Origin of the sequence: Pseudomonas sp. NFX15, from assembly GCF_049132105.1 — a bacterium.
Lineage (GTDB): Bacteria > Pseudomonadota > Gammaproteobacteria > Pseudomonadales > Pseudomonadaceae > Aquipseudomonas.
The window spans coordinates 14375-33435 of the sequence record NZ_JAFMPV010000030.1; the positions used below are offsets into that span (position 1 = coordinate 14375).

Annotated in this window: 22 protein-coding genes and 1 pseudogene; 7 read left to right on the plus strand and 16 right to left on the minus strand. The window is 61.8% G+C overall.

The features are described 5' to 3' along the window. Window positions 1-41 precede the first annotated feature (41 nt). The 5 genes and pseudogenes from J1D76_RS23760 to J1D76_RS23780 all read left to right on the plus strand — a co-directional run. Window positions 42-944 carry a LysR substrate-binding domain-containing protein gene (locus J1D76_RS23760; protein WP_421140770.1) on the plus strand — a complete coding sequence of 301 codons (903 nt, stop codon included), beginning with the start codon at window positions 42-44 and terminating at the stop codon, window positions 942-944. An 89-nt stretch (window positions 945-1033) separates the two neighbouring features. Further along, window positions 1034-1339 (plus strand): type II toxin-antitoxin system RelE/ParE family toxin, encoded by a 306-nt coding sequence (locus J1D76_RS23765; protein WP_421140771.1) that lies wholly within the window; start codon window positions 1034-1036, stop codon window positions 1337-1339. Continuing rightward, complete coding sequence (locus tag J1D76_RS23770) at window positions 1336-1623, plus strand: addiction module antidote protein (RefSeq protein ID WP_421140772.1); 288 nt, start codon at window positions 1336-1338, stop codon at window positions 1621-1623. Before J1D76_RS23765 ends, J1D76_RS23770 begins: the two co-directional genes overlap by 4 nt. A 188-nt stretch (window positions 1624-1811) precedes the next feature. Further along, window positions 1812-2270 carry a DUF2846 domain-containing protein gene (locus J1D76_RS23775; RefSeq protein WP_421140773.1) on the plus strand — a complete coding sequence of 153 codons (459 nt, stop codon included), beginning with the start codon at window positions 1812-1814 and terminating at the stop codon, window positions 2268-2270. Continuing rightward, window positions 2245-2631, plus strand: a pseudogene (locus J1D76_RS23780) (LysR family substrate-binding domain-containing protein); the annotation flags it as partial. The gene J1D76_RS23775 and the pseudogene J1D76_RS23780, both read left to right, overlap by 26 nt. Before the next feature lie 118 nt (window positions 2632-2749). Here J1D76_RS23780 and J1D76_RS23785 read toward each other — a convergent pair. Both J1D76_RS23785 and J1D76_RS23790 read right to left on the minus strand, forming a co-directional pair. Then, complete coding sequence (locus J1D76_RS23785; protein WP_421140774.1) at window positions 2750-3187, minus strand: excinuclease; 438 nt, start codon at window positions 3185-3187, stop codon at window positions 2750-2752. A gap of 153 nt (window positions 3188-3340) precedes the next feature. Beyond that, window positions 3341-3595, minus strand: coding sequence for a hypothetical protein (locus J1D76_RS23790; protein WP_421140775.1), 255 nt, complete (start codon window positions 3593-3595; stop codon window positions 3341-3343). A gap of 168 nt (window positions 3596-3763) precedes the next feature. On the opposite strand from J1D76_RS23790, the gene J1D76_RS23795 reads away from it, so the two are divergent. Together J1D76_RS23795 and J1D76_RS23800 are read left to right on the plus strand one after the other, a co-directional pair. Then, on the plus strand, window positions 3764-5053 hold the full coding sequence (locus J1D76_RS23795; protein WP_421140776.1) for an S-type pyocin domain-containing protein: 1290 nt from the start codon (window positions 3764-3766) through the stop codon (window positions 5051-5053). A 9-nt stretch (window positions 5054-5062) separates the two neighbouring features. Further along, on the plus strand, window positions 5063-5338 hold the full coding sequence (locus tag J1D76_RS23800) for a bacteriocin immunity protein (protein ID WP_421140777.1): 276 nt from the start codon (window positions 5063-5065) through the stop codon (window positions 5336-5338). Window positions 5339-5399: 61 nt separating this feature from the next. Here J1D76_RS23800 and J1D76_RS23805 read toward each other — a convergent pair whose 3' ends face one another. The 14 genes from J1D76_RS23805 to J1D76_RS23870 are packed head-to-tail and all read right to left on the minus strand — an operon-like array spanning window position 5400 to window position 19011. Further along, on the minus strand, window positions 5400-6626 hold the full coding sequence (locus J1D76_RS23805) for a beta-ketoacyl-ACP synthase (protein ID WP_421140778.1): 1227 nt from the start codon (window positions 6624-6626) through the stop codon (window positions 5400-5402). Further along, window positions 6626-7354: a 3-oxoacyl-ACP reductase FabG gene (gene fabG / locus J1D76_RS23810; RefSeq protein ID WP_421140779.1), complete on the minus strand. Its 729-nt coding sequence runs from the start codon at window positions 7352-7354 to the stop codon at window positions 6626-6628. The genes J1D76_RS23805 and fabG overlap by 1 nt, the downstream gene beginning before the upstream one ends. Continuing rightward, the gene (locus J1D76_RS23815; protein WP_421140780.1) at window positions 7351-7812 is read right to left on the minus strand and encodes a hotdog family protein; all 462 of its coding nucleotides are present in this window, start codon (window positions 7810-7812) and stop codon (window positions 7351-7353) included. Before J1D76_RS23815 ends, fabG begins: the two co-directional genes overlap by 4 nt. Next, window positions 7809-9005 carry a beta-ketoacyl-[acyl-carrier-protein] synthase family protein gene (locus J1D76_RS23820; protein ID WP_421140781.1) on the minus strand — a complete coding sequence of 399 codons (1197 nt, stop codon included), beginning with the start codon at window positions 9003-9005 and terminating at the stop codon, window positions 7809-7811. The genes J1D76_RS23815 and J1D76_RS23820 overlap by 4 nt, the downstream gene beginning before the upstream one ends. Beyond that, the gene (locus J1D76_RS23825) at window positions 9002-9610 is read right to left on the minus strand and encodes a hypothetical protein (protein ID WP_421140782.1); all 609 of its coding nucleotides are present in this window, start codon (window positions 9608-9610) and stop codon (window positions 9002-9004) included. The genes J1D76_RS23820 and J1D76_RS23825 overlap by 4 nt, the downstream gene beginning before the upstream one ends. After that, the gene (locus tag J1D76_RS23830) at window positions 9610-9984 is read right to left on the minus strand and encodes a hypothetical protein (protein WP_421140783.1); all 375 of its coding nucleotides are present in this window, start codon (window positions 9982-9984) and stop codon (window positions 9610-9612) included. The genes J1D76_RS23825 and J1D76_RS23830 overlap by 1 nt, the downstream gene beginning before the upstream one ends. Next, entirely contained in the window at window positions 9981-11228 is a 1248-nt protein-coding gene (locus J1D76_RS23835) for an NAD(P)/FAD-dependent oxidoreductase (RefSeq protein ID WP_421140784.1), read from the minus strand. The genes J1D76_RS23830 and J1D76_RS23835 overlap by 4 nt, the downstream gene beginning before the upstream one ends. Then, window positions 11215-12372, minus strand: a complete 1158-nt coding sequence (locus J1D76_RS23840) for a sodium:proton antiporter (RefSeq protein ID WP_421140808.1) — start codon at window positions 12370-12372, stop codon at window positions 11215-11217. Before J1D76_RS23840 ends, J1D76_RS23835 begins: the two co-directional genes overlap by 14 nt. After that, window positions 12372-14711: an MMPL family transporter gene (locus tag J1D76_RS23845; protein ID WP_421140785.1), complete on the minus strand. Its 2340-nt coding sequence runs from the start codon at window positions 14709-14711 to the stop codon at window positions 12372-12374. Before J1D76_RS23845 ends, J1D76_RS23840 begins: the two co-directional genes overlap by 1 nt. Next, window positions 14695-15399 (minus strand): outer membrane lipoprotein carrier protein LolA, encoded by a 705-nt coding sequence (locus J1D76_RS23850; RefSeq protein ID WP_421140786.1) that lies wholly within the window; start codon window positions 15397-15399, stop codon window positions 14695-14697. Before J1D76_RS23850 ends, J1D76_RS23845 begins: the two co-directional genes overlap by 17 nt. After that, entirely contained in the window at window positions 15396-15821 is a 426-nt protein-coding gene (locus tag J1D76_RS23855) for an acyl-CoA thioesterase (RefSeq protein ID WP_421140787.1), read from the minus strand. The genes J1D76_RS23850 and J1D76_RS23855 overlap by 4 nt, the downstream gene beginning before the upstream one ends. Next, window positions 15814-17358: an HAL/PAL/TAL family ammonia-lyase gene (locus J1D76_RS23860; protein ID WP_421140788.1), complete on the minus strand. Its 1545-nt coding sequence runs from the start codon at window positions 17356-17358 to the stop codon at window positions 15814-15816. Before J1D76_RS23860 ends, J1D76_RS23855 begins: the two co-directional genes overlap by 8 nt. Beyond that, the gene (locus J1D76_RS23865) at window positions 17339-18280 is read right to left on the minus strand and encodes a glycosyl transferase (RefSeq protein ID WP_421140789.1); all 942 of its coding nucleotides are present in this window, start codon (window positions 18278-18280) and stop codon (window positions 17339-17341) included. Before J1D76_RS23865 ends, J1D76_RS23860 begins: the two co-directional genes overlap by 20 nt. Further along, window positions 18277-19011: a glycosyltransferase family 2 protein gene (locus J1D76_RS23870; protein ID WP_421140790.1), complete on the minus strand. Its 735-nt coding sequence runs from the start codon at window positions 19009-19011 to the stop codon at window positions 18277-18279. Before J1D76_RS23870 ends, J1D76_RS23865 begins: the two co-directional genes overlap by 4 nt. Window positions 19012-19061: the final 50 nt, after the last annotated feature.

Here is a 19061-nt window from a genome sequence, read left to right on the forward strand (position 1 = left end):
TTCGACCTGTTTGATAGCTTTGACGACCTAATGGGGTTTTTATGGAATTGCGTCATCTGCGCTACTTCATTGCCGTCGCCGAAGAACTGCACTTCGGCCGCGCCGCACAGGTGTTGGGCATCTCCCAGCCACCGCTGAGCCAGCAAATCCAGGCGCTGGAACAGGAAGTCGGCGCCCGGCTGTTCGAACGTACCAATCGTCGGGTCGAGCTGAGTGAGGCCGGTCGGCTGTTCCTCGAAGAGGCGCGATTGGTGTTGGCGCAGGTCGACAAAGCCGCGGATGTCGCACGGCGGGCGCAACTGGGCGAGTTGGGCGAACTGAAAATCGGCTTCACTTCATCGGCGCCATTCAACTCGACCATTCCCCAGGCGATTTTCTCGTTTCGCCAGCGCTTCCCGGCGGTGCATTTGAACCTGCGGGAAATGAGCAGTACCCAGGTGGCCGATGCATTGGTGGACGAGTCGATCGAGGTCGGGATCATGCGCCCGCTCGGGTTGCCGGATTGTCTCAGCGTGGTCGAGCTAATGCGCGAGCCGCTGGTCGCGGTGCTCAGTTCCAAGCATCCCTTGGTGAACGGCAGTGAAGAGGGCTTGTTTCTGTCAGCCCTGGCCCTCGAACCGTTCGTGTTTTTCCCACGCAGCTACGGCAGCGGGCTGTACGCCCAGTTGCTCAGCCTGGCCCGCGACGCCGGTTTCAGCCCTCACTTCGCCCAGGAGGCTGGCGAGGCCATGACCATCATCGGGTTGGTGGCGGCGGGGCTTGGCGTTTCGGTGATGCCAGCGTCTTATCAGCGGATGCGCATTGACGGCGTGGTGTATCGACCGTTGCTCGACCCGGCGGCGGTGTCGGCGGTGTGGCTGGTGCAGCGCAAGGACCAGAAGTCGGCGATGGCGAAGGCGTTTGTTGAACTGCTGACGCGCAAGGTTGAGCCGTTGAAGGCGTGACTGTCTGCGATGGTTTGCTCTGACTACCGAACATCGAATGGTCAGAACTCGGTATTGAGCAGGTGTAGCTCAAGCGCTACACTTTGCGCATGACGGAGATCCTTCGAAGTTCTACATTTTCAGGCTGGCTAACAAAGCTGGCCGATAGCCGCGCCAGGATGCGTATTCAGGTGCGGATTGACCGCATGGCTGACGGGCATTTTGGAGATGTCAAAGCCATCGGAGAAGGATTGAGTGAAGCACGAATCGACTATGGTCCTGGGTATCGGATCTACTTCATGCAACAAGGCCGTCAGTTGATCGTTCTCCTGTGTGGTGGAGACAAAAGCAGCCAACCTCGCGACATCAAACAAGCCAGACTTATTGCGAAATCCTGGCAGGAGCAAAACCCATGACTGAACAATTCACTCGCTGGGACTCTGCCGAGTACCTCAAGACCGAAGAGGACATGGCTAACTATCTGGACGCTTGCATGGAGGAAGCGGGAGATGATCCAGCATTCATCGCCAAGGCTCTCGGGACTATTGCACGAGCTCGCGGCATGTCTCAGGTCGCCCGTGATGCGGGACTTTCTCGAGAAAACCTCTACCGCGCATTATCGGGTGAGGGGAATCCGGAGTTCGGCACCATTCTGAAAGTCATCAAGGCGTTGGGACTCAAGTTGCACGCCAGTACGTGAGGGATTGAATCAAGTACCAAGGCAATCAATTTGCGAATGGGTGCCCATAAGGCGCCTTTTTCATTTCAGTTGGCCACACAATTGGCATTGGTGAGCGTTTTTTTGAGTGGTTTTTGATTGATGGCATTTAGCCTTATCCGGCTCGGCCGATAACTGTTTCTGCATTCATAAAACTACGGAGAAACAGGATGTTCAAACAGTTAACCTTCACCACTTTGCTGGCACTGACCGCTCTGACTGGTGGTTGTGCTTCGGTAAAAATGGCGGACGAAAGCCAGGACGCTCAGGCCAAAACATTCCAGGTTGCCCGGGATAAAGCCCACATCTACGTGTATCGCAACGAAAGCATGGGCGCTGGCGTGAAAATGCCAGTGGCGCTGAACGGCAAGCCTGTAGGCCAGACCGTCGCCAAATCTTATCTGATGCTTTCGGTTCCAGCCGGTCAGCAGACCTTGGTTTCTTCGGCAGAAAACGATTCGGAACTGAAACTCACCGCAGAAGCGGGCAAAAATTACTTTGTCTGGCAGGAAGTGAAAGTGGGATTCATCAAGGCGCGTAACAGCCTGCAAGTCGTCGACGAGCAGACCGGTCGCGCCGGCGTCGCTGAAAGCAAACTGATTCAAGCATCCCTTGGTGAACGGCAGTGAAGAGGGCTTGTTCCTGTCAGCCCTCGCCCTCGAACCGTTCGTGTTTTTCCCACGCAGCTACGGCAGCGGGCTGTACGCCCAGTTGCTCAGCCTGGCCCGCGACGTCGGTTTCAGCCCTCACTTCGCCCAGGAGGCTGGCGAGGCCATGACCATCATCGGGTTGGTGGCGGCGGGGCTTGGCGTTTCGGTGATGCCAGCGTCTTATCAGCGGATGCGCATCGACGGCGTGGTGTATCGACCGTTGCTCGACCCGGCGGCCGTTTCGGCGGTGTGGCTGGTGCAGCGCAAGGACCAGAAGTCGGCGATGGCGAAGGCGTTTGTTGAACTGCTGACGCGCAAGGTCGAGCCGTTGACGCCGTGACGGCTACGCCGTCAATCGCGAGCAGGCTCACTCCCAAAGGACCTGCGGTGTGAACCCCTGTAGGAGCTGGCTTGCCAGCGAAGGCGCCCTCCCAAACACCGCCCAAACATCAGGCCAACTACGGCACCCGCACCAAATCCCCGCGCAACGCCACCCTCGCCACAAACACCCCGGCCCGGCACTCATAGGTGTTCAGGTCCTTGCGCGCATGCTGATCGTAGTAACTCACAATGTTGGTCACCGCATTCGCCCCGACCCGTTTGGCCTCTTCCTGCAACTCGATCAGCGTCGATTGCACTGCCCACTCACAGGCATCGAAATCGCTCTTGTTGGAAACATTGGTGGGCCAGTCACTGACCACGTTTGTGCGCAGCATCTGCTGGTTCGTGATCGGACCGTTGCCCGCCAGATAGAACTTCACGCTGCCATCCAGCCGCCCGGCAAGCAGGGCCTTGGACAGCACGGTTTCGAACGGCATGAACATCAGGTTGGTCGCCTGGCTGGCTGTGGGCAGCAGGCAACACAGAAGGGCGGCGGTCAGGGCTTTCACTTGCATGGTCGGGTCCTTGACGTGAAAGAACTGGGTAGCGGGAGTCCATTGCGAGTGTAGTCGGCGAAACGGTGCGCTGCGCTGAGGTCAACGTCCCTGTGGCGAGGGAGTCGAGTTGAAGTGATGTGGGCGACCTCATTGAGGCCGCCCGTTTTTTACTTAAGCCGGCACCTGCTTCTGCAAGCGCCGTCCAACGACATCCATCAAGTCGCAACCATCACGTAGTGACGTCACCAGCACTCGCGCCAGTTCACTGTGAACACCTTCGCTAAAAGCGAAATTTTCCAGCAGTTGAGTCGCTGTGCGTATGCGATAGGCCGCGGTTTCATGCAGCACGTCCAGTGGCGCTTCGGTGTCGATCACCAACGATGCGATGGTGCAGTCGATTCCAGTAATAGGCATGTATCGATCCATGACAAAAAACCTCCTTTTGCGAAAAGTGCGCGAGTTTCCTGTGGCCATCAGCGTTCATCCCTAAGGCGGATCCAGATTGTCCAGCGCTCGGTTGACCAATAACTCAAGCGCCAAGGGTTGATACGGTCTAAAACGTGGCCTTATGTCATACAGCCTTTACCAAGCGTAATGGAGCCCTCCAGGCCCATTAAAATCAAAGCTGTCTCAGCGCTTGAGCGGGAACAAAAGGCAGAGATACGTCGATACGAAGCGCTTCAAAAAGCCGAACGTGCTCGACAAGATGAACGCCTTCGCCTGTGTGATGAACGTGAAAAAGCCGAGCAACTAAAACCCCCTCCCATGCAGGCATTCACATTCGCCAAATCCACCAGCGTGGCTAAGGGACAGGCCTGTCATCCGAACGGCGCTGCCCCATTTGAGGGATTGGACAAATACGGCACCTACGCCGTGCTCAGCACCCGTGAGGCCATAGCTCCGGCGGGCACACCGCTCCAGCTGATTGGCGGCTCAGCTACCGCACTGACCCTGGCTGCGCGAGTGGGTGGTTCGGTGTCGTTGGGGCTGACCGGTGCGGCCCTCAGCGCAGGCGTTGTCGCCGGCGGTATTGTGGCCACCGTCGCCATGCTCTGGCCCAATCACTTTGCGTCTGACACGGCGTTTTACAGCTCCGAAGAATTCGCCAATCTGACCATGGCCAACATTGGTGTACGGGTCAACGTCAAGCACTTGCCTGAAGAGTCGGTCAGCGCGTTCGGGGTATACACCGGTCACAATTTCGCGTGGCGAAGTGTCCCGGTGATTGCCGCCACTGCGCGCGGTGATCAAGTTGTCGCCGATCTGGGCGACGGCGTAGAGTTGATCTGGACACCTGCCGTCGATGCCAACAGGGTGCTGGGCATTCCTGCGCTGGAAGGCGCTCCGCCATTACCTGCCGCGTTTGTCTTTCCCGTAGCCGAACAGGCCGAGCAACGTTATGAGCATCCGGCAAACCCCGCGGACTTCCGGGACGCCATTATCTGGTTCCCGGGTCAGCCGCAAATTTTGCCGGTCTATATCTCGCTCAACGTGCGTGGTGCGCCGGGAGTGGTTACAGGGGTTGGTCAGGATGTGTCTGGAATATGGCTCGATCATGCGCGCTCAGAACTTGGGGCACCGATCCCGACAAGCATTGCGGATCAGCTTAGGGGGCGGGAGTTTTCGAGTTTTAACGCATTCAGACGAGCGTTCTGGGTGTCTGTTTCGAGAGAGCCAAAACTTAGCTCGCAGTTTTCACCGAGAGACCTTGATCGTATGTGTGCAGGAAATGCTCCACGTGCCAGCGAGGTGGATATGGCAGGCATGAGACAGTCCCATGAGATACATCACGTTGAGTTGATTTCTGAAGGCGGAGAGGTCTACGACGTTGATAATCTGAGGGTCAACACCCCAAGAAATCACATTGAAGTACATCAGGACTAAGGTGCAAATATGAGCGATCCTTTTATTAAAAACAGCCTCTCTGACTACACCGAATATGAGTTCATTAAATTCTTGGAGGAGCTTTTTAGGGAGGATGTTGCACCGACAGGTGTCCGTGCAGACATCCTTTTATTTCATTTTAGGAAAGTCACAGAGCACCCTAGCGGTGCGGACTTGATCTATCACCCTGAGCTGGGGGCGGACACCTCTGCTGAGGGCATCACTAAGACAGTCAAAGAGTGGCGCGAAGCCAACGGCCTACCTGGCTTTAAACCACGTTTCTGATCACGTCACTGTTCAGTCAAGCGATAGACCAAGCGACAAGTATCCTGTGGCGAGTGTCGTATCAAGACCAGCGCTTGAAGATCAGCGACGTATTCACCCCGCCAAACGCAAAGTTGTTGTTCATCACGTACCGGTTGCTCATCTGCCGAAACTCGCCGCGCAGGTAGTCGAGTTTGCCGCAGTGCGGGTCGACTTCGTCGAGGTTGAAGGTGTGGGCGTAGAGGTCGCGGTTCATCATTTCGATGCTGAACCAGGACTCCAGCGCACCGCAGGCGCCGAGGGTGTGGCCGAGGAAACTCTTCTGCGAGCTGATCGGCATGTGTTCGCCAAACAGGCTGCTGGTGGCCAGGGTTTCGGCGATGTCGCCCTGTTCGGTGGCGGTGCCGTGGCCGTTGACGTAGCCGATGTCCGACGGTTTGAGCCCGGCGTCTTCCAGGGCCAGTTCCATGGCCCGGCGCATGGTGACTTGTTCGGGTCGAGTGGTGTGCTGGCCGTCGGCGTTGCTGCCGAAACCGACGATCTCGGCATGGATATGCGCGCCACGGGCCAGGGCGTGTTCCAGTTCTTCAAGCACCAGCATGCCGCCGCCTTCACCGATCACCAGGCCATCGCGTGCGGTGTCGTAAGGGCGCGGGCTGCGTTGCGGGGTGTCGTTTTTCAGGCTGGTGGCGTAGAGCGCGTCGAAGACCATGGCTTCGGTCGGGCACAGCTCTTCGGCACCGCCGGCAAGCATCAGCGGCAGGCGGCCGAACTTGATCGCCTCATAGGCATAGCCGATGCCCTGGCTGCCGCTGGTGCACGCGCTGGAGGTCGGGATCAATCGACCGGTGAGGCCGAAGAAGATGCTGATGTTCGCCGCCGTGGTGTGCGGCATCATGCGCACGTAGGAGTTGGCGTTCAGGCCCTCGGCCACGGAGTTGAGGAGCATGTTGCCGAACGCCTTGATCTCGTCGGTACTGCCGGTGGAGGAGCCGCAGGCGACGCCCATGCGCCCGTCCTTGATCGACTCGTCGCCTAGCAGGCCGGCGTCGGTCAAGGCTTGCTCGGCAGCACCTACGGCCAGCCTCGAGACCCGGCCCATGCTGCGCAGTTGTTTGCGGGTCCAGTGGCTCGGCACCTTGAAGTCATCGATGGGGCCGGCCAGGCGGGTATTGAGTTCGGTAAAGCGATCCCACTCGTCCATGCGGCGGATGCCGCTGCGGTTGGCCGCGAAGTTGCCGGCGATGGTCTCCCAGTCGCTGCCCAGGGAGGTGATGCCGGCCATGCCGGTGACGACGACGCGCTTCATCAGCACAGGCCTCCGTTGACGGCCAGAACCTGCCGGGTGATGTACGAAGCTTCCGCCGACATCAGGAAATTCACCGCGCCGGCCACCTCTTCAGGGGTGCCCATGCGCTGTGCGGGAATCATTTTCATCAGCTCTTCCACCGGCACGTTGTCGTCGAGCATGGCCGTGTCGATCAGGCCGGGTGCGACACAGTTGACCGTGATTTTGCGCTTGCCCAGTTCAATCGCCAATGCCTTGGCCGCGCCGATCAACCCGGCCTTGGAGGCGCTGTAGTTGACCTGGCCACGATTGCCGATCAAACCCGACACCGACGTGATGCAGACAATCCGCCCGGCGGCGCGACGGCGGATCATCGGCATCATCACCGGGTGCAGCACGTTGTAGAAACCGTCGAGGTTGGTGCGCATCACCACGTCCCAATCGTCCTCGCTCAGCGCCGGGAAAGCCCCATCGCGGGTCAGGCCGGCATTGAGCACTACGCCGTAGTAAGCGCCATGGCTCTCCACGTCGGCTTCGAGGGTCGCCTTGCAATGGGCGCGGTCGGACACGTCGAACTGCAGGATGCGCGCAGCCCGGCCCAAGGCCTCGACTTCAGCTTTGACAGCCTCGGTCTCGGCCAGGCCGCTGCGGCAATGCAGCACGATGTCATGGCCGGCCTGGGCCAGGCGCAGGGCGATGGCGCGGCCGATGCCACGGCTGGAGCCGGTGACCAGTACGGATTCAGTCATGCCTGGACTCCTTCGGGTTCATGCAGATATTGCGCGGCTTGCGGTGGACGGAACACGTTCAGGCGAGCGGTGGCGTGGATGCCGGGTGCATTGATGTGGCATTCGAACACGCCCATGCCGTTGTCGTCTTCCAGGGAGCGAAGGCCGTGGATGGTCAATTCGGTGCCAGCGGGAAAGCGGTCGACGTTGCATTCGAATTTGCGGCTGCCGAGCAGGAAGCCCAGTTCCACCGCATCACCGCGTTGTCGTGCCTGGCAGCCGGCGAAGGCCGCCACGCTCTGGGCCATCAGTTCGATCCCGACCCAGGCCGGGAGGCTGCCGTCGGCTTGATTGAACAGGCCATCGGGCTTGACGGTCAGGCGGGTGTGGATCTGCTCTTCATCGAACGCCAGGACCTGATCGATCAGGATCATGTCGCCGGCGTGGGGCAGCAATTGGGCAAGCGGCCAGTCAATCATGGGGCATCTCCGATAATCAGGCTGACGTTGTTGCCCCCGAAGGCGAAGGAATTGCTCATCAGGTAGCGCGGTGCAATGGACGCCAGGCGGGTGGTCGGGGTCACCCAATTCAGCGCCGGCAGTTGCGGATCGGGCTGGCCGTCCCAAATGTGTGGGGGCAGGGCGTGACCGGTGTTGTCCGCGCTGAGGCTCAGCCAGCAGAACGCCGCTTCCAGGGCGCCGGCGGCGCCAAGGGTGTGGCCGGTCATCGGTTTGGTCGACGAGCAAGGCACGCCGGCCGGGAACAACGTGGCCACGGCGTGGCTTTCCATCGCGTCGTTGTGCTGGGTGGCGGTGCCGTGCAGGTTCAGATAAGCGATCTGTTGCGGTTGCAGTTGCGCACGGCCCAAGGCCTTGCGCATGGCTTGCAGGGCGCCGCGGCCACTGGGCTCCGGCGCGGAAATATGGTGGGCATCGGAGCTGGCGCCACTGCCGAGCAGGGCAATCGTCTGGCCGCTGCCTGGGGTCTTGGTCATCAGGAACAGCACCGCCGCTTCGCCGATGTTGATGCCGTTGCGATTGACCGAGAACGGGTTGCAGCGCTGCCCGGACACCGCTTCCAGGGCATGGAAACCATTGAGGGTCAGCTTGCACAGCGTGTCGACGCCGCCGCACAGCACCGCATCGCAAACGCCCAGGTCCAGCAGGCGCTGGGCGCTCATCAAGGCCCGGGCGCTGGAGGTGCAGGCCGTGGAAATCACGTAGGCCGGCCCGCTCGTTTGCAGCCACTGGGCGAGAAAGTTCGCAGGCGCGCCCAGTTCCTGTTGCTGGTAGTCGTATTGCGCCGGGAACTGTTGCTCACGGATGTAATGGACCAGGCCCTGGCTGGCTTCGTCGATCCCCGAGGTGCTGGTGCCAAGCACGATGCCGATGCGGTCGCGGCCATAGGCCTGGATCGCTGCTTCGATTTGCGGCTGGATCTGCAGCGCGGCTTCCAGCAGCAATTGATTGTTGCGACTGTGTTGATCGGCCAGCGCGGCCGGGATCGCTGCCAGGTCGCCCTGGACGGCACCGACCGGCAACGAGCACTCCGGCACCCAGCCAGCGGTGTCGCGCATACCGGAGCAATCGCCGGCAAACAGGTTGTGCGCGACGGCCTGTTTACCGCGGCCCAACGCGCAGACCACGCCGAGGGCATTGAGGTAGGCGGTCATGGCGATTCACCGCTCAGGGGCGTGACTTGATAGGTCGGACCTTTGGGAAGCTTCACTTCAAAGCTCTGCGGTTGTGCATAGTGGATGTCCCAGCGCTCGGGCAGGGAGCGCAGGCTGCCGTGCTGCCAGGCGTCGGGGTAGTTGGCGGCCAGTTGATCCTTGGGGGTCAACGCAAACAGCAGCGCCGCGAACAGCTCCCGGGCCTGTGGATTGGGCGGCAGGAAACCATCGGACTCCCAGTTTTTACCGATCAGTTTCTGACGTGCCTGGGGAATACCCAGCAAGTCCATCATCGACCAGCGGATGCCCGTGTCTTCGCGCTGGATCACCAGCACCCAGTCCAGGCGTTGATCGTCTTGCAGGCGCTGGATGTGCAGTTGCAGTGGCAACGGCAGGTCTGGGCGTTGTTCGGGCAGCGGCGCCCGACCGGCGCAGGCGCTGAGCAGCAGCGTTGCAACAAGTAGCAGGATGCTCGCGATCCCTGTAGGAGCGGGCTTGCCCGCGAAAGCGTCAGCACCTCCCACATTGAGGGTGGCTGATCGACCGCCTTCGCGGGCAAGCCCGCTCTCACAGTTTTTGCGGCCCGGTTGACTGGCGATGAACATCACAGCGTTCCTTCAAAAGGCTTGCGCGCCACGTTGACCAGGGTTTCTTGCCGTTGACCAAAGGGCTTTGGCTTGCACAGACCCAGGCGTTCGAGCAGGCCGAAATCCTTGGCGCGACTCCACCACAGATACGGATAAGACAGTTTGTGCGCGGTAAATTCGAAGCCCTGCTGGCGAATCATGTGCAGCGGGAAGGATTTTCCCTGTCCGCAACCGGCGTCCAGCAGCACCGGGGCAACCGGCAATGCCTCACTGAACAGACCGCGCAAATCGTTGATCGCTGCGCGCAGCACATAGCGTTGCCACACCTGGCTGCGCAGGAACCACAAGCCAAAACGGGTCTCCTCGACGTAGTGGTCGCTCAGGTAACTCATGACGCATCCCTGGCGCAGAATTGCGAAATCACCTTCAACCGGCGCCGGGCTTCGCTGACGAACGGGTTGCGTTGGTCCCAGGCGTAACCGGCAAGGATGGCGCTGATCATGCCGCGGATTTCCGGCGAGCTGCCTTCATGGAAAATCACGTCCTGGAACGTCCCGGCGTACCAGCCTTCGACGTAGCAACGGAAGGTGTCGACGCCGCGCTTGAGCGGCTCGGCGAATTCGGTTTGCCAGTCGACGGCTTCGCCCTGCAACTGGCGGTGCAACACGCCGGCGGCCATGCTCGCCGAGCGCATGGCGATGGTCACGCCGGAGGAAAACACCGGGTCGAGGAATTCTGCAGCGTTACCCAGCAGCGCGAAACCCGGGCCATGCAGGGTTTTCACGTTGGCGGAGTAACCGCCAATGGTGCGGGCTGCGGTGTCCCAGCGTGCATTGTCCAGCACGCGGGCCAGGCTCGGCGTCTCGGCGATAAAACCGCGCAGGCACTCGTCGAGGTTCTCGCTGCGACCGGCGAAACGTTCTTCTGCGGCGACCACGCCGATCGAGCAACGTCCATTGCTGAACGGGATGGTCCAGAACCACACGTCGCGCTGGGTCGGATGAGTGGTCACGAGGATCTTGCTGCGGTCGAAGGCCGGGTGGTCGATGCGGTCTTCAATATGGGTGAACACGGCCTGGCGCACCGGGAAGTTTGACGGCGCTTCGAGGTCCAGCAAGCGCGGCAGTACGCGGCCGTAGCCACTGGCATCGAGCATGAAATCCGCTTCGATGCGGTACTCGCTGCCGTCTTCACGGCGCACGCCAAGCTGCGGCTTTTGCGTGGTGATGTCGACACTGGAGAGGGTCTCGCCATAGCGAATCTCCACGCCTTGCAGCGCGGCCTGATCGGCCAGCAGCTTGTCGAAGTCGGCGCGCTGCACCTGAAACGTCGTTGGCTTGCCGTGGCTGAACGTCTCACCGAAATCGAAGGCGCTGTATCGCTCGCCCCAGGCAAACGCGGCACCGGTTTTCAGCTGGAAGCCGGCGTCATTGACGGCGTCAAGCATGCCGGCTTCCTCGACGAAGTCCAGGCAATGGGACAACAGGCTTTCGCCGATGGAAAACCTTGGGAAATGCTGGCGCTCGATCACCAGCACATCGTGCCCCTTGCGTTTGAGCAATGCGGCGGCGATGGCGCCCGAGGGGCCGGCGCCGATGACCACGACCTGGCGACGTTCCATTTCAACGGTTGGCATGGGGGCTCCTTGGCGGGACAGCGGTTTTCAGGGGGATTCGGTGCAGGCCGGTCAGGGCTGGCAGCAGTGTAGCGATCAGGCCCATCAGCATCAGCGCAAAGTACAGCGGCTGGCCGATGAGTTGTTGTTGCAGCAGCAGGTTGAGGAACACGATCTCGCTCAAGCCGCGAATGTTCAGCAGCACGCTTTCGCGCCAGCGGCTGGCGCCCTTGAACGACGCACCGGCCCAGCCGAGGCCGAGCCAGTTGCCCAGCAGTTTGCTCAGCATCGGCAACAGCAGCAGTGCCGCCCATTGCGTCCAGCCGAGGCTGCCCGCCGCGCTGTGCACGTCGATCTGCACGATGCCGAACGTGAGGATCAGCGGGATGGCGATGTACGTCTGCAAGCGGCTCATCCAGATCGCCGGCAATGGCAGCACCAGCGGCGCTTTCAGCACGGCCATGATCAGCACGTAACCGATGCCGAAAATCAGCGCATTGAGCTTGTAGTGTTCGGCAACGACCAGCAGGGCGAAAAAAACCAGGCTGTACAGCCACGTCTGGCGCAGGCCAAGCAGGCGTAGCAATAACGGCAGGCAAGCGCCGGCCAAAGGCAGCAACAGGCTGTTCAGGTGCAGGCTGCCCTGGGCCAGGCCGAACAGCGTCCAGCAGGCGAGATCGATGACAATCGCGGTCTGCACCAGGCGTCGGGTGGCGGCGGGCGGGTAATCGATGTGCCGCAAGTACAGGTACAACACCGGGATCGCAGTGATGGCGAACAACAGGCCGACGGCCAGCGAACTGATCCACGGTTGCGCCGGCAGCAGCCAGACGGCCGTGGCCAGGCCACAGGCAAATGGAATGCAAAAGCTCGGCAGGGCGATTTTCAGGCTTTGGCGATCCAGTTGCAGGTCGATCACATCGCTGAGGATGTAGCCCAGCAGCAGCGCAAAGCTCAGGCTGTAGAGGTGCTTCAGCCAGTCCGGTGCCACCAGCAACGCACCGCTCAATTGCCATTGCGGTTCGATCCAGACATACATCAACAGCGGTAAGCCGAGGGTCGCCAGCAGCAACTGGCTGACGATGGGAATCAAGCCGAAATGCCGGCCAACCCGGGTCGCCACCGCGAACAAGGCCAGGGCCATCGCCCAGAACAGAACGACCATCACGCTGCACGCTCCACGGCCGTGGACGCATGCACCTGCCGACCGGCCCACGGTGCCAGCAGGAAGCTGAAGATCAGGCCCAGGCTCACCGACAATCCAAAGTTGCTCACCGCTGGCGTGCTCGACACCGCCAGCAGGCCGAACGACAGCCAGGTGGTCAGCGCCGCCAGCAGGGTGCCCAGCAGGCTTACGGCCGCGCCGCCGACCTGTTCGCGCATCAGGATCGCGTAATCGACGCTGATCGCCGTCACCAGCAACAGGCCGAACAGGCTGAACAGGGTCAGCGGCTGCCCCAGCCAACCCAGGCTGGCCAAGCTGCACAACGCCGCCAGCAACGGCAGGGAGACGATGCGCAACGCACCGCCAAGGCCGAATGGCAGGATCAGCACCAGCACGATCAGCACGCAGGAGGCGAGTTTCAGTTCGGCGGCACTGACCTGGGTGGCCGCAAAGACGTTGTTCAGCTCACCGAGCCGATCCACCAGGGTCACGCCAGGCAGGTCCTCGCCCTGGAGCCGCAGCAGGGCCGGGTTATTGATGCCTTGCAGGCTGACCATCGCCGCCACGCCGTCGTCGGTCGGCCCCAGCCACAAGGGTCGATAAGGTTCTGCCAACGGGCCGATCAGCGCCGCGTCGATGTCCACGGCCGGCAACCCTTGCAACTTCGTCAGCTCGGCGCGCAGTGCCTCGACCGGCACGCCGATATCGAGCAACGGCTGCCAGAACGACGGCAGAGTGTTCAATACTTCGCGCAACTGCTGCTGTTGTTTGATGGGGCTGACCAATTGATTGAGCGCCAGGTAACCCTGGAGTTTTTCCAGGGCGATCAACTGGTCCAGCCGTTCGTTCAGTGCGGTCTGGCGTTCGAGCAGTTGCTGCTGGTTGGCGGCGCGGATCAGGAAGAACTGGCTGGTGGGCTGATAGCCGGTGATCCGGGCAATGGTTTGCGCTTCGTCGGTCAGTTGCTGCGGCGCGCTGATCCACTGGCGCAGATCGTTTTTGCTCTGCAGATGGATCAACCCGCCCACACAAAAAGCGATTAGCAGGGCGAACAGAATCGGCGTGTTGACATGTTTGAGCAGCGCTTCACGACAGCCCAGCAAGAACTCTGAGACCCGCAAGGGCCACTGCGCCGGGCGCAGGTCTACACCCTTGAGCAAGGCTGGCAACAGGCACACGGCGGACAAATAGGCACCGAGCAAACCGGCGGCGGAGAACACCGCGATCTGGGTCAGTGCCGGGAAGGGCGTCCAGGCCAGGGCCAGGTAGCCGATGCCGCTGGTGATCAGGCTCAGGGTCAGGCCCGGCAAGGTCAGGCGCAGGGCCGGCCAGCTGTGCCAGGGTTTCAGGCTCCAGCTCTTGGACAGGTAGTGCAGCGGGTAATCGACCGCGACACCGATCAGGCTTGATCCGAGCACCAGCGTCATCACGTGCAGATGGCCGAACACGGCGACGCAGGCCACCGCACCGAAGAGCATCCCGACCAGCACCGGCACGAAGGCCAGCAGCACGCGCCAACGGCGAAAGGCCAACATCAGCAACAGCAAAATACCGAGGGTGGCACCGCCACCGACCCAGGTCATTTCCCGGGTGGCCTGCTGTTGTCCACTGGCCGCGTACAGCAGGCCGCTGGCCGCGAGCAATTGCACGTCGTGCCCGGCGGCTTTTTCGCGGCTGTGCTTGAGCAGGGCGGCTACTTGCAGTGGCAGGCTCATGTCGAAGGCATTGCCGGTGGTGCGTGCGCGCAGCAGCACCCAGCTCTTGCCATCGGCATCGGCAACCAGGGCGCCGCTGCCGATGTCCAGTTGCACCGAACCGCGTTGCGGCTGGCTGTTCTGGATGCGCCCGGTCAGGCCGAGCCAGTCGTCCTGACTCGGCACCAGGCTGTAACCGTTGAACGGGTCGAACAAGGCCTGCACCCGTTGCTGGATAAACGTGTCTGGGTGCTCGAGCAGCAATTGCCGGTCCTGCGCCGAAAGCATCGCCAGGCGACCTTGCAGCAATTGCGTGCGCAGCGCCGGCAGGTCGGCTTGCAGGGTCCACTGGACCTTTTCGAACAAGCCGCTGGCCTGCCATTGCTCACCGAGGGTTTGCGCCATGGTGACGGCCTGCTGGCGATCGGTGTGGCCGACCAGCACCAGCAGTTCGCGATTCAGCGGTTCCTGCATGCGCTGTTCGGCGCGCAGTTCCAGGGCGTCGGGTGCCGTGCCGGGCACCAGTTCCATCAGGTTGGCCGACAGCGGCGCACCGTCACGCCATTGCCAACCGGCGAGCGCCAGGACTGCCAGCAGCAGGATCAAAAACAGCCGCGGCAGCCACCGTTCACTCGGCAAAGTCATGTTGCTCCGTGTCGCTCAACGGTTGGGCGCTGGAGCTGTCCTGCATGCGCAACAGGGTGCTGTCGCCTTGGGTTTCGAGCAGTTCGATGCTGTGCACCAGCTCTGCGCCGGTAATGTTGATCTGGGTGAATACTTGCTTGAGCAGCATCGAGCGTGGCACCAGCGTGAGCTTCCAGTTTTGTGCGTCACCGCTCAGGGATAACTCGAAATCCCGTTGCAGGCCGCTGCTGTCGCCTTGCAGCACGGCCAGGAACAAACGGTTCTGCTCGGCACCGGCCGCCTTGCCCGGGAGCATTTGCCAGGCACTGCCGTCACGCCGGGCAATGCCTTGGGCGGTGATGCGGTAGTCCTGTTGCAACGGCGTTTTCAGCAGCCACAGCAAACCGTGGTTCTTGGCCAGCACGAAGGTGCCTTTGCTGGTCAGCGGCTGGGGCAGGGCGCGCAGGTGTTTTTCCTGGATGAAGCTGCCGTGGATGACGTCGGGTTTAGCCAGTTGATCGCTCAACTGTTGCAGATCGAAGGCATGGGCCAGCCCTGGAATGCCCAGTAGCAAGCAGACCACTGTAGGAGCGAGCTTGCTCGCGAAAAACCTGAGGACGTCGCGGGCTGTCAGGTGCCCAGCGTCATCGTTGACGATCATCGCGAGCAGGCTCGCTCCTGCAGTTGAACGGGTGGGGTAGGACGTCATGGCAGGGCCCTCGCCACGGCATCGGTGAACACCTTCGGCGAAGCCAGCAGCATCTCGCGGCTGGCGATGTCGACCGCGACCTGTACCGACATGGCCCGGGTCAGGCGCTCACCGGTTTGCAGGTCGCTGATCAGGTAGTTGATCTTCAAGCGGTTCTCCCACTCCACCAGGTTGGCGCGCACCTTGAGCTTCTGGCCGAACACGGCGCCGCGCACGTAACGCAATTGCAGGTCGATCACCGGCCAGGCGTAGCCGGATTCGTTCATCGCCGTGTAGTTGTGGCCGATCCTGTCCAGCAGCGCGCAGCGGGCGACTTCCAGGTATTTGACGTAATGGCCGTGCCAGACCACGTGCATGCTGTCGACGTCGAAGAACGGTACGACGATTTCCGTGTCGGCGTGGAGAAATCCCTTGCTACGCATGCAGCCTCCAGTGTTGTCCGGCGATGCGTTGCAGGCACAGGCGCAGTTCAGCTTCCAGCGCGCGATCCTCGATGACCGGCGGGAAGTCCCGGGCCAGGTCTTCATGCATGGCCGCCAATGCGGGCGGTAGGGGGCGTGCGTCTTGGGCCTGGCCGCGTAGCCAGACGCCCTGATTGGCGGCCAGCAGCGTGGCGGCGGCCACCTGTTCGGTCAGTTCCAGCACGCGGATCGCATCCCGGGCGGCAATGGTGCCCATGCTGACTTTGTCCTGGTTGTGGCATTCGGTGGAGCGCGAAAACACGCTGGCCGGCAGGGTGTTTTTCAGCGCTTCGGCGGTCCAGGCGCTGGTGCCGATCTGCACGGCCTTGAAGCCGTGATTGAGCATGGCGCGGTCCGCCGTGGCGCCGGACAGGTTGCTCGGCAAACCATGGTTGTAGCGCTCGTCTACCAGCAACGCGAGTTGCCGGTCCAGCAGGTCGGCGACATTGGCCACCAGGTTTTTCAGGCTGTCCATGGCAAAGGCGATGTGCCCGCCATAGAAGTGCCCGCCGTGCAGCACGCGCTCGGCTTCGGCGTCGATGATCGGGTTGTCGTTGGCGCTGTTGAGCTCGATCTCGATGAACGAGCGCAGCCAGCTCAGGCTGTCGGCCAGCACGCCGAGAACGTGGGGCGCGCAACGCAGGGAATAGCGATCTTGCAGGCGATGCAGCGGCGCGGTTGGCGCATCGATGGCCAGGTCCTTGCGCAACCACGCCGCGACTTGCATCTGCCCCGGATGGGGTTTGGCGGCGAACAGGCGCTCGTCGAAATGCTCCGGGTTACCTTGCAGCGCGACCACGTTCAGCGCGGTGATACGCGTGGCCAGTTGCAGCAGGTAATCGGCGCGGGCGTAGGCCAGGCAAGCCAGACCGGTCATCACCGCCGTGCCGTTCATCAGCGCCAGGGCTTCTTTGGGGCGCAACACCAGCGGCTGCCAGCCGAGTTCGCGGTGCACGTCGGCGGCTTGCCAGCGTTCGCCGCGAAACAACACTTCGCGCTCGCCCGACAACGTGGCGGCCACGTACGACAGCGGCGTCAGGTCGCCGCTTGCACCCACCGAACCTTCCTCCGGGATCAGCGGCAGGATGTCGTGTTCAAGGAACGCCTGCAGGCGCTCCAGCAACTCCACGCGCACGCCGGAAACGCCGTGGCACAACGACTGCAAACGCGCCGCCAACACCGCACGGGTGGCCTGGGCGTCGAGCAGCTTGCCCAGCCCGCAGCCGTGGAAGGTGTACAGGTGACGGGGCAGCGCCTCGACGTGATGCAGTGGCACGGCGACCACGCACGAGTCGCCATAACCGGTGGTCACGCCGTAGATCACGCCTTCCTTGTCCAGCAATGAGTCGAGAAAACGCGCGCCTTTGGCGATGCGCTCGCGGAATGCAGGATCGCTTTGCAGCTGCGTCGGCACCTTGCGGTTGGCCAGGGCCAGCACGTCTTCAATGCGCAAAGGGCGTTCGCCGAAAGTCACCGGCTCAAGCGTTGGCGTCGTCATCGGTCTTCCAGAAAGGGTAAAAGTTGAACCATTGTCGGGGCGCTTCGAGGCAATAGTGACTCAGGCGCTCGGCGTAGCGGGAGGTCCACTGATGAATGACCTGCTCGCGGTCGCTGCGTTTCCAGGTGATGGACTCAGCGAACGGCTCAATGGTCAGTCGATAGTGGCCGTCGGGTTGCTTCAGGCACATCAGCAAATTGATCGGGCATTTGAGCAGGCCGGCCAGTAGCCACGGCCCCTGCGGGAATCGGGCCGGATAACCGAGGAAATCCACGGTCACGCTGCGCCCGCCATGCAGTGGCACGCGGTCGCCGGCAATCGCCAGCCACTCGCCGCGTTCCAGGCGTTCGCTCAGTTGCAGCATGATCGCCGGGTCCAGTTCGCTGACCTGGATCAGGCGCAAATTGGTCGCGCCGGCTTCGCCCAGCAAGCGGTTGAACTGCTCGGCGTGCTTGGTGTGCACCAGCACGTTCATCGTGACTTTCTCGCCGATTTCCGCCAGGGCGCGGCACACTTCCAGATTGCCCAGGTGTGCGCCCACCAGCATCTGCCCACGTCTGCCGTGCAATTGATTGCGCAGCAGGGCCGGGTCGATGATCTCGATTTGTTCGATGCGCAGCTTGCCGTTCCACACGTCGAGTTTGTCGAGCATGGAATCGGCGAAGGCCATGAACTGGCCGAACACACGCCAGTGGTTCGGAAGCAACTCGCTGCGACCGCTCCAGTCGGCCAGGCGTTGCTGGTATTGCCAGGCACTGCGCCGGGCGCTGCGGCCGAACAGAAAAAAGTACAGGACGATGCCGTACAGCAAGGGGCTCAGCAGCCGGCGCCCCAGCACCTTGGCGCCGAACGCGGTGAGCTTCATCAGCCAAAAACTGCCGCGTTCCTCGCGGTCGGCCCAGTGTTGCTTGTCGGCGTTCATGCCCGCCACCGTCGCCAAAGGATCACCGGCGCCCGCAGCAACATGCCGAAGAACAACCGTGTGTGCATGCTGGAGATCAGTACGTTGTCGTGGAACATCCGAAAGTGCGAGACGCCGTCCAGTGGGTAGTGGACTTTGGTTTGCAACCATTGCATCGGCAGGTTGCGCCAGGCCAGGCGCACCAGGATGTCCGAGTCGAAGTCCATGCGCTTGCCGATTTTTACGGACTCGATCAACGCCAGCACCGGCGGCAGCGGGTACATGCGAAAGCCGCACATGGAGTCGCGAATCTGCAAGGACAGGGTGTTGACCCAGACCATGACGTGGGTCAGGTAGCGCGCATACAAACGGCCTTTCGGCACGCTGGCGTCGTATTGCGGATAGCCGCAAATCACCGCCTGAGGGTAGCGACGCGAGTGCTCGATGAAGCGCTTGACGTCCTGCAAGTCGTGCTGGCCATCGGCATCGACCTGCAAGGCGTGGCTGAACCCCAGGCGCGACGCTTCGCGCAAACCGGTCATGACCGCGCCGCCCTTGCCCTGGTTTTCGGCGAGGCGAATCAGGTAAACCATCTCCCGTTGGGCCAGGCGATCCAGGACTCGGGCGCAGCGCGGGCTGCTGGCGTCGTCGACGAGGATGCAAGGCAAATGGCTGGCGATCAGCGCATCGACCACGGTGGTGATGGCGCTTTCGTGGTTGTACACCGGGACGATGGCGCAGGGGCTATGCATGTTGGTCCACCTCTTTGAGACCGAGGTGACTGTTTCGCGAGCAGGCTCGC

Excerpts from the sequence above, each read along its gene's own strand:
- J1D76_RS23800 (WP_421140777.1), top strand. The coding sequence starts at position 5,063 with ATGAGCGATCCTTTTATTAAAAACAGCCTCTCTGACTACACCGAATAT.
- J1D76_RS23840 (WP_421140808.1), bottom strand. The coding sequence starts at position 12,372 with ATGGTCGTTCTGTTCTGGGCGATGGCCCTGGCCTTGTTCGCGGTGGCG.
- J1D76_RS23835 (WP_421140784.1), bottom strand. The coding sequence starts at position 11,228 with ATGCCAACCGTTGAAATGGAACGTCGCCAGGTCGTGGTCATCGGCGCC.
- J1D76_RS23785 (WP_421140774.1), bottom strand. The coding sequence starts at position 3,187 with ATGCAAGTGAAAGCCCTGACCGCCGCCCTTCTGTGTTGCCTGCTGCCC.
- J1D76_RS23865 (WP_421140789.1), bottom strand. The coding sequence starts at position 18,280 with ATGAACGCCGACAAGCAACACTGGGCCGACCGCGAGGAACGCGGCAGT.
- J1D76_RS23870 (WP_421140790.1), bottom strand. The coding sequence starts at position 19,011 with ATGCATAGCCCCTGCGCCATCGTCCCGGTGTACAACCACGAAAGCGCC.
- J1D76_RS23855 (WP_421140787.1), bottom strand. The coding sequence starts at position 15,821 with ATGCGTAGCAAGGGATTTCTCCACGCCGACACGGAAATCGTCGTACCG.
- J1D76_RS23815 (WP_421140780.1), bottom strand. The coding sequence starts at position 7,812 with ATGATTGACTGGCCGCTTGCCCAATTGCTGCCCCACGCCGGCGACATG.
- J1D76_RS23770 (WP_421140772.1), top strand. The coding sequence starts at position 1,336 with ATGACTGAACAATTCACTCGCTGGGACTCTGCCGAGTACCTCAAGACC.
- J1D76_RS23790 (WP_421140775.1), bottom strand. The coding sequence starts at position 3,595 with ATGGATCGATACATGCCTATTACTGGAATCGACTGCACCATCGCATCG.
- J1D76_RS23825 (WP_421140782.1), bottom strand. The coding sequence starts at position 9,610 with ATGTTCATCGCCAGTCAACCGGGCCGCAAAAACTGTGAGAGCGGGCTT.
- J1D76_RS23765 (WP_421140771.1), top strand. The coding sequence starts at position 1,034 with ATGACGGAGATCCTTCGAAGTTCTACATTTTCAGGCTGGCTAACAAAG.
- J1D76_RS23805 (WP_421140778.1), bottom strand. The coding sequence starts at position 6,626 with ATGAAGCGCGTCGTCGTCACCGGCATGGCCGGCATCACCTCCCTGGGC.
- J1D76_RS23845 (WP_421140785.1), bottom strand. The coding sequence starts at position 14,711 with ATGACTTTGCCGAGTGAACGGTGGCTGCCGCGGCTGTTTTTGATCCTG.
- J1D76_RS23850 (WP_421140786.1), bottom strand. The coding sequence starts at position 15,399 with ATGACGTCCTACCCCACCCGTTCAACTGCAGGAGCGAGCCTGCTCGCG.
- fabG (WP_421140779.1), bottom strand. The coding sequence starts at position 7,354 with ATGACTGAATCCGTACTGGTCACCGGCTCCAGCCGTGGCATCGGCCGC.
- J1D76_RS23795 (WP_421140776.1), top strand. The coding sequence starts at position 3,764 with ATGGAGCCCTCCAGGCCCATTAAAATCAAAGCTGTCTCAGCGCTTGAG.
- J1D76_RS23860 (WP_421140788.1), bottom strand. The coding sequence starts at position 17,358 with ATGACGACGCCAACGCTTGAGCCGGTGACTTTCGGCGAACGCCCTTTG.
- J1D76_RS23775 (WP_421140773.1), top strand. The coding sequence starts at position 1,812 with ATGTTCAAACAGTTAACCTTCACCACTTTGCTGGCACTGACCGCTCTG.
- J1D76_RS23830 (WP_421140783.1), bottom strand. The coding sequence starts at position 9,984 with ATGAGTTACCTGAGCGACCACTACGTCGAGGAGACCCGTTTTGGCTTG.
- J1D76_RS23820 (WP_421140781.1), bottom strand. The coding sequence starts at position 9,005 with ATGACCGCCTACCTCAATGCCCTCGGCGTGGTCTGCGCGTTGGGCCGC.
- J1D76_RS23760 (WP_421140770.1), top strand. The coding sequence starts at position 42 with ATGGAATTGCGTCATCTGCGCTACTTCATTGCCGTCGCCGAAGAACTG.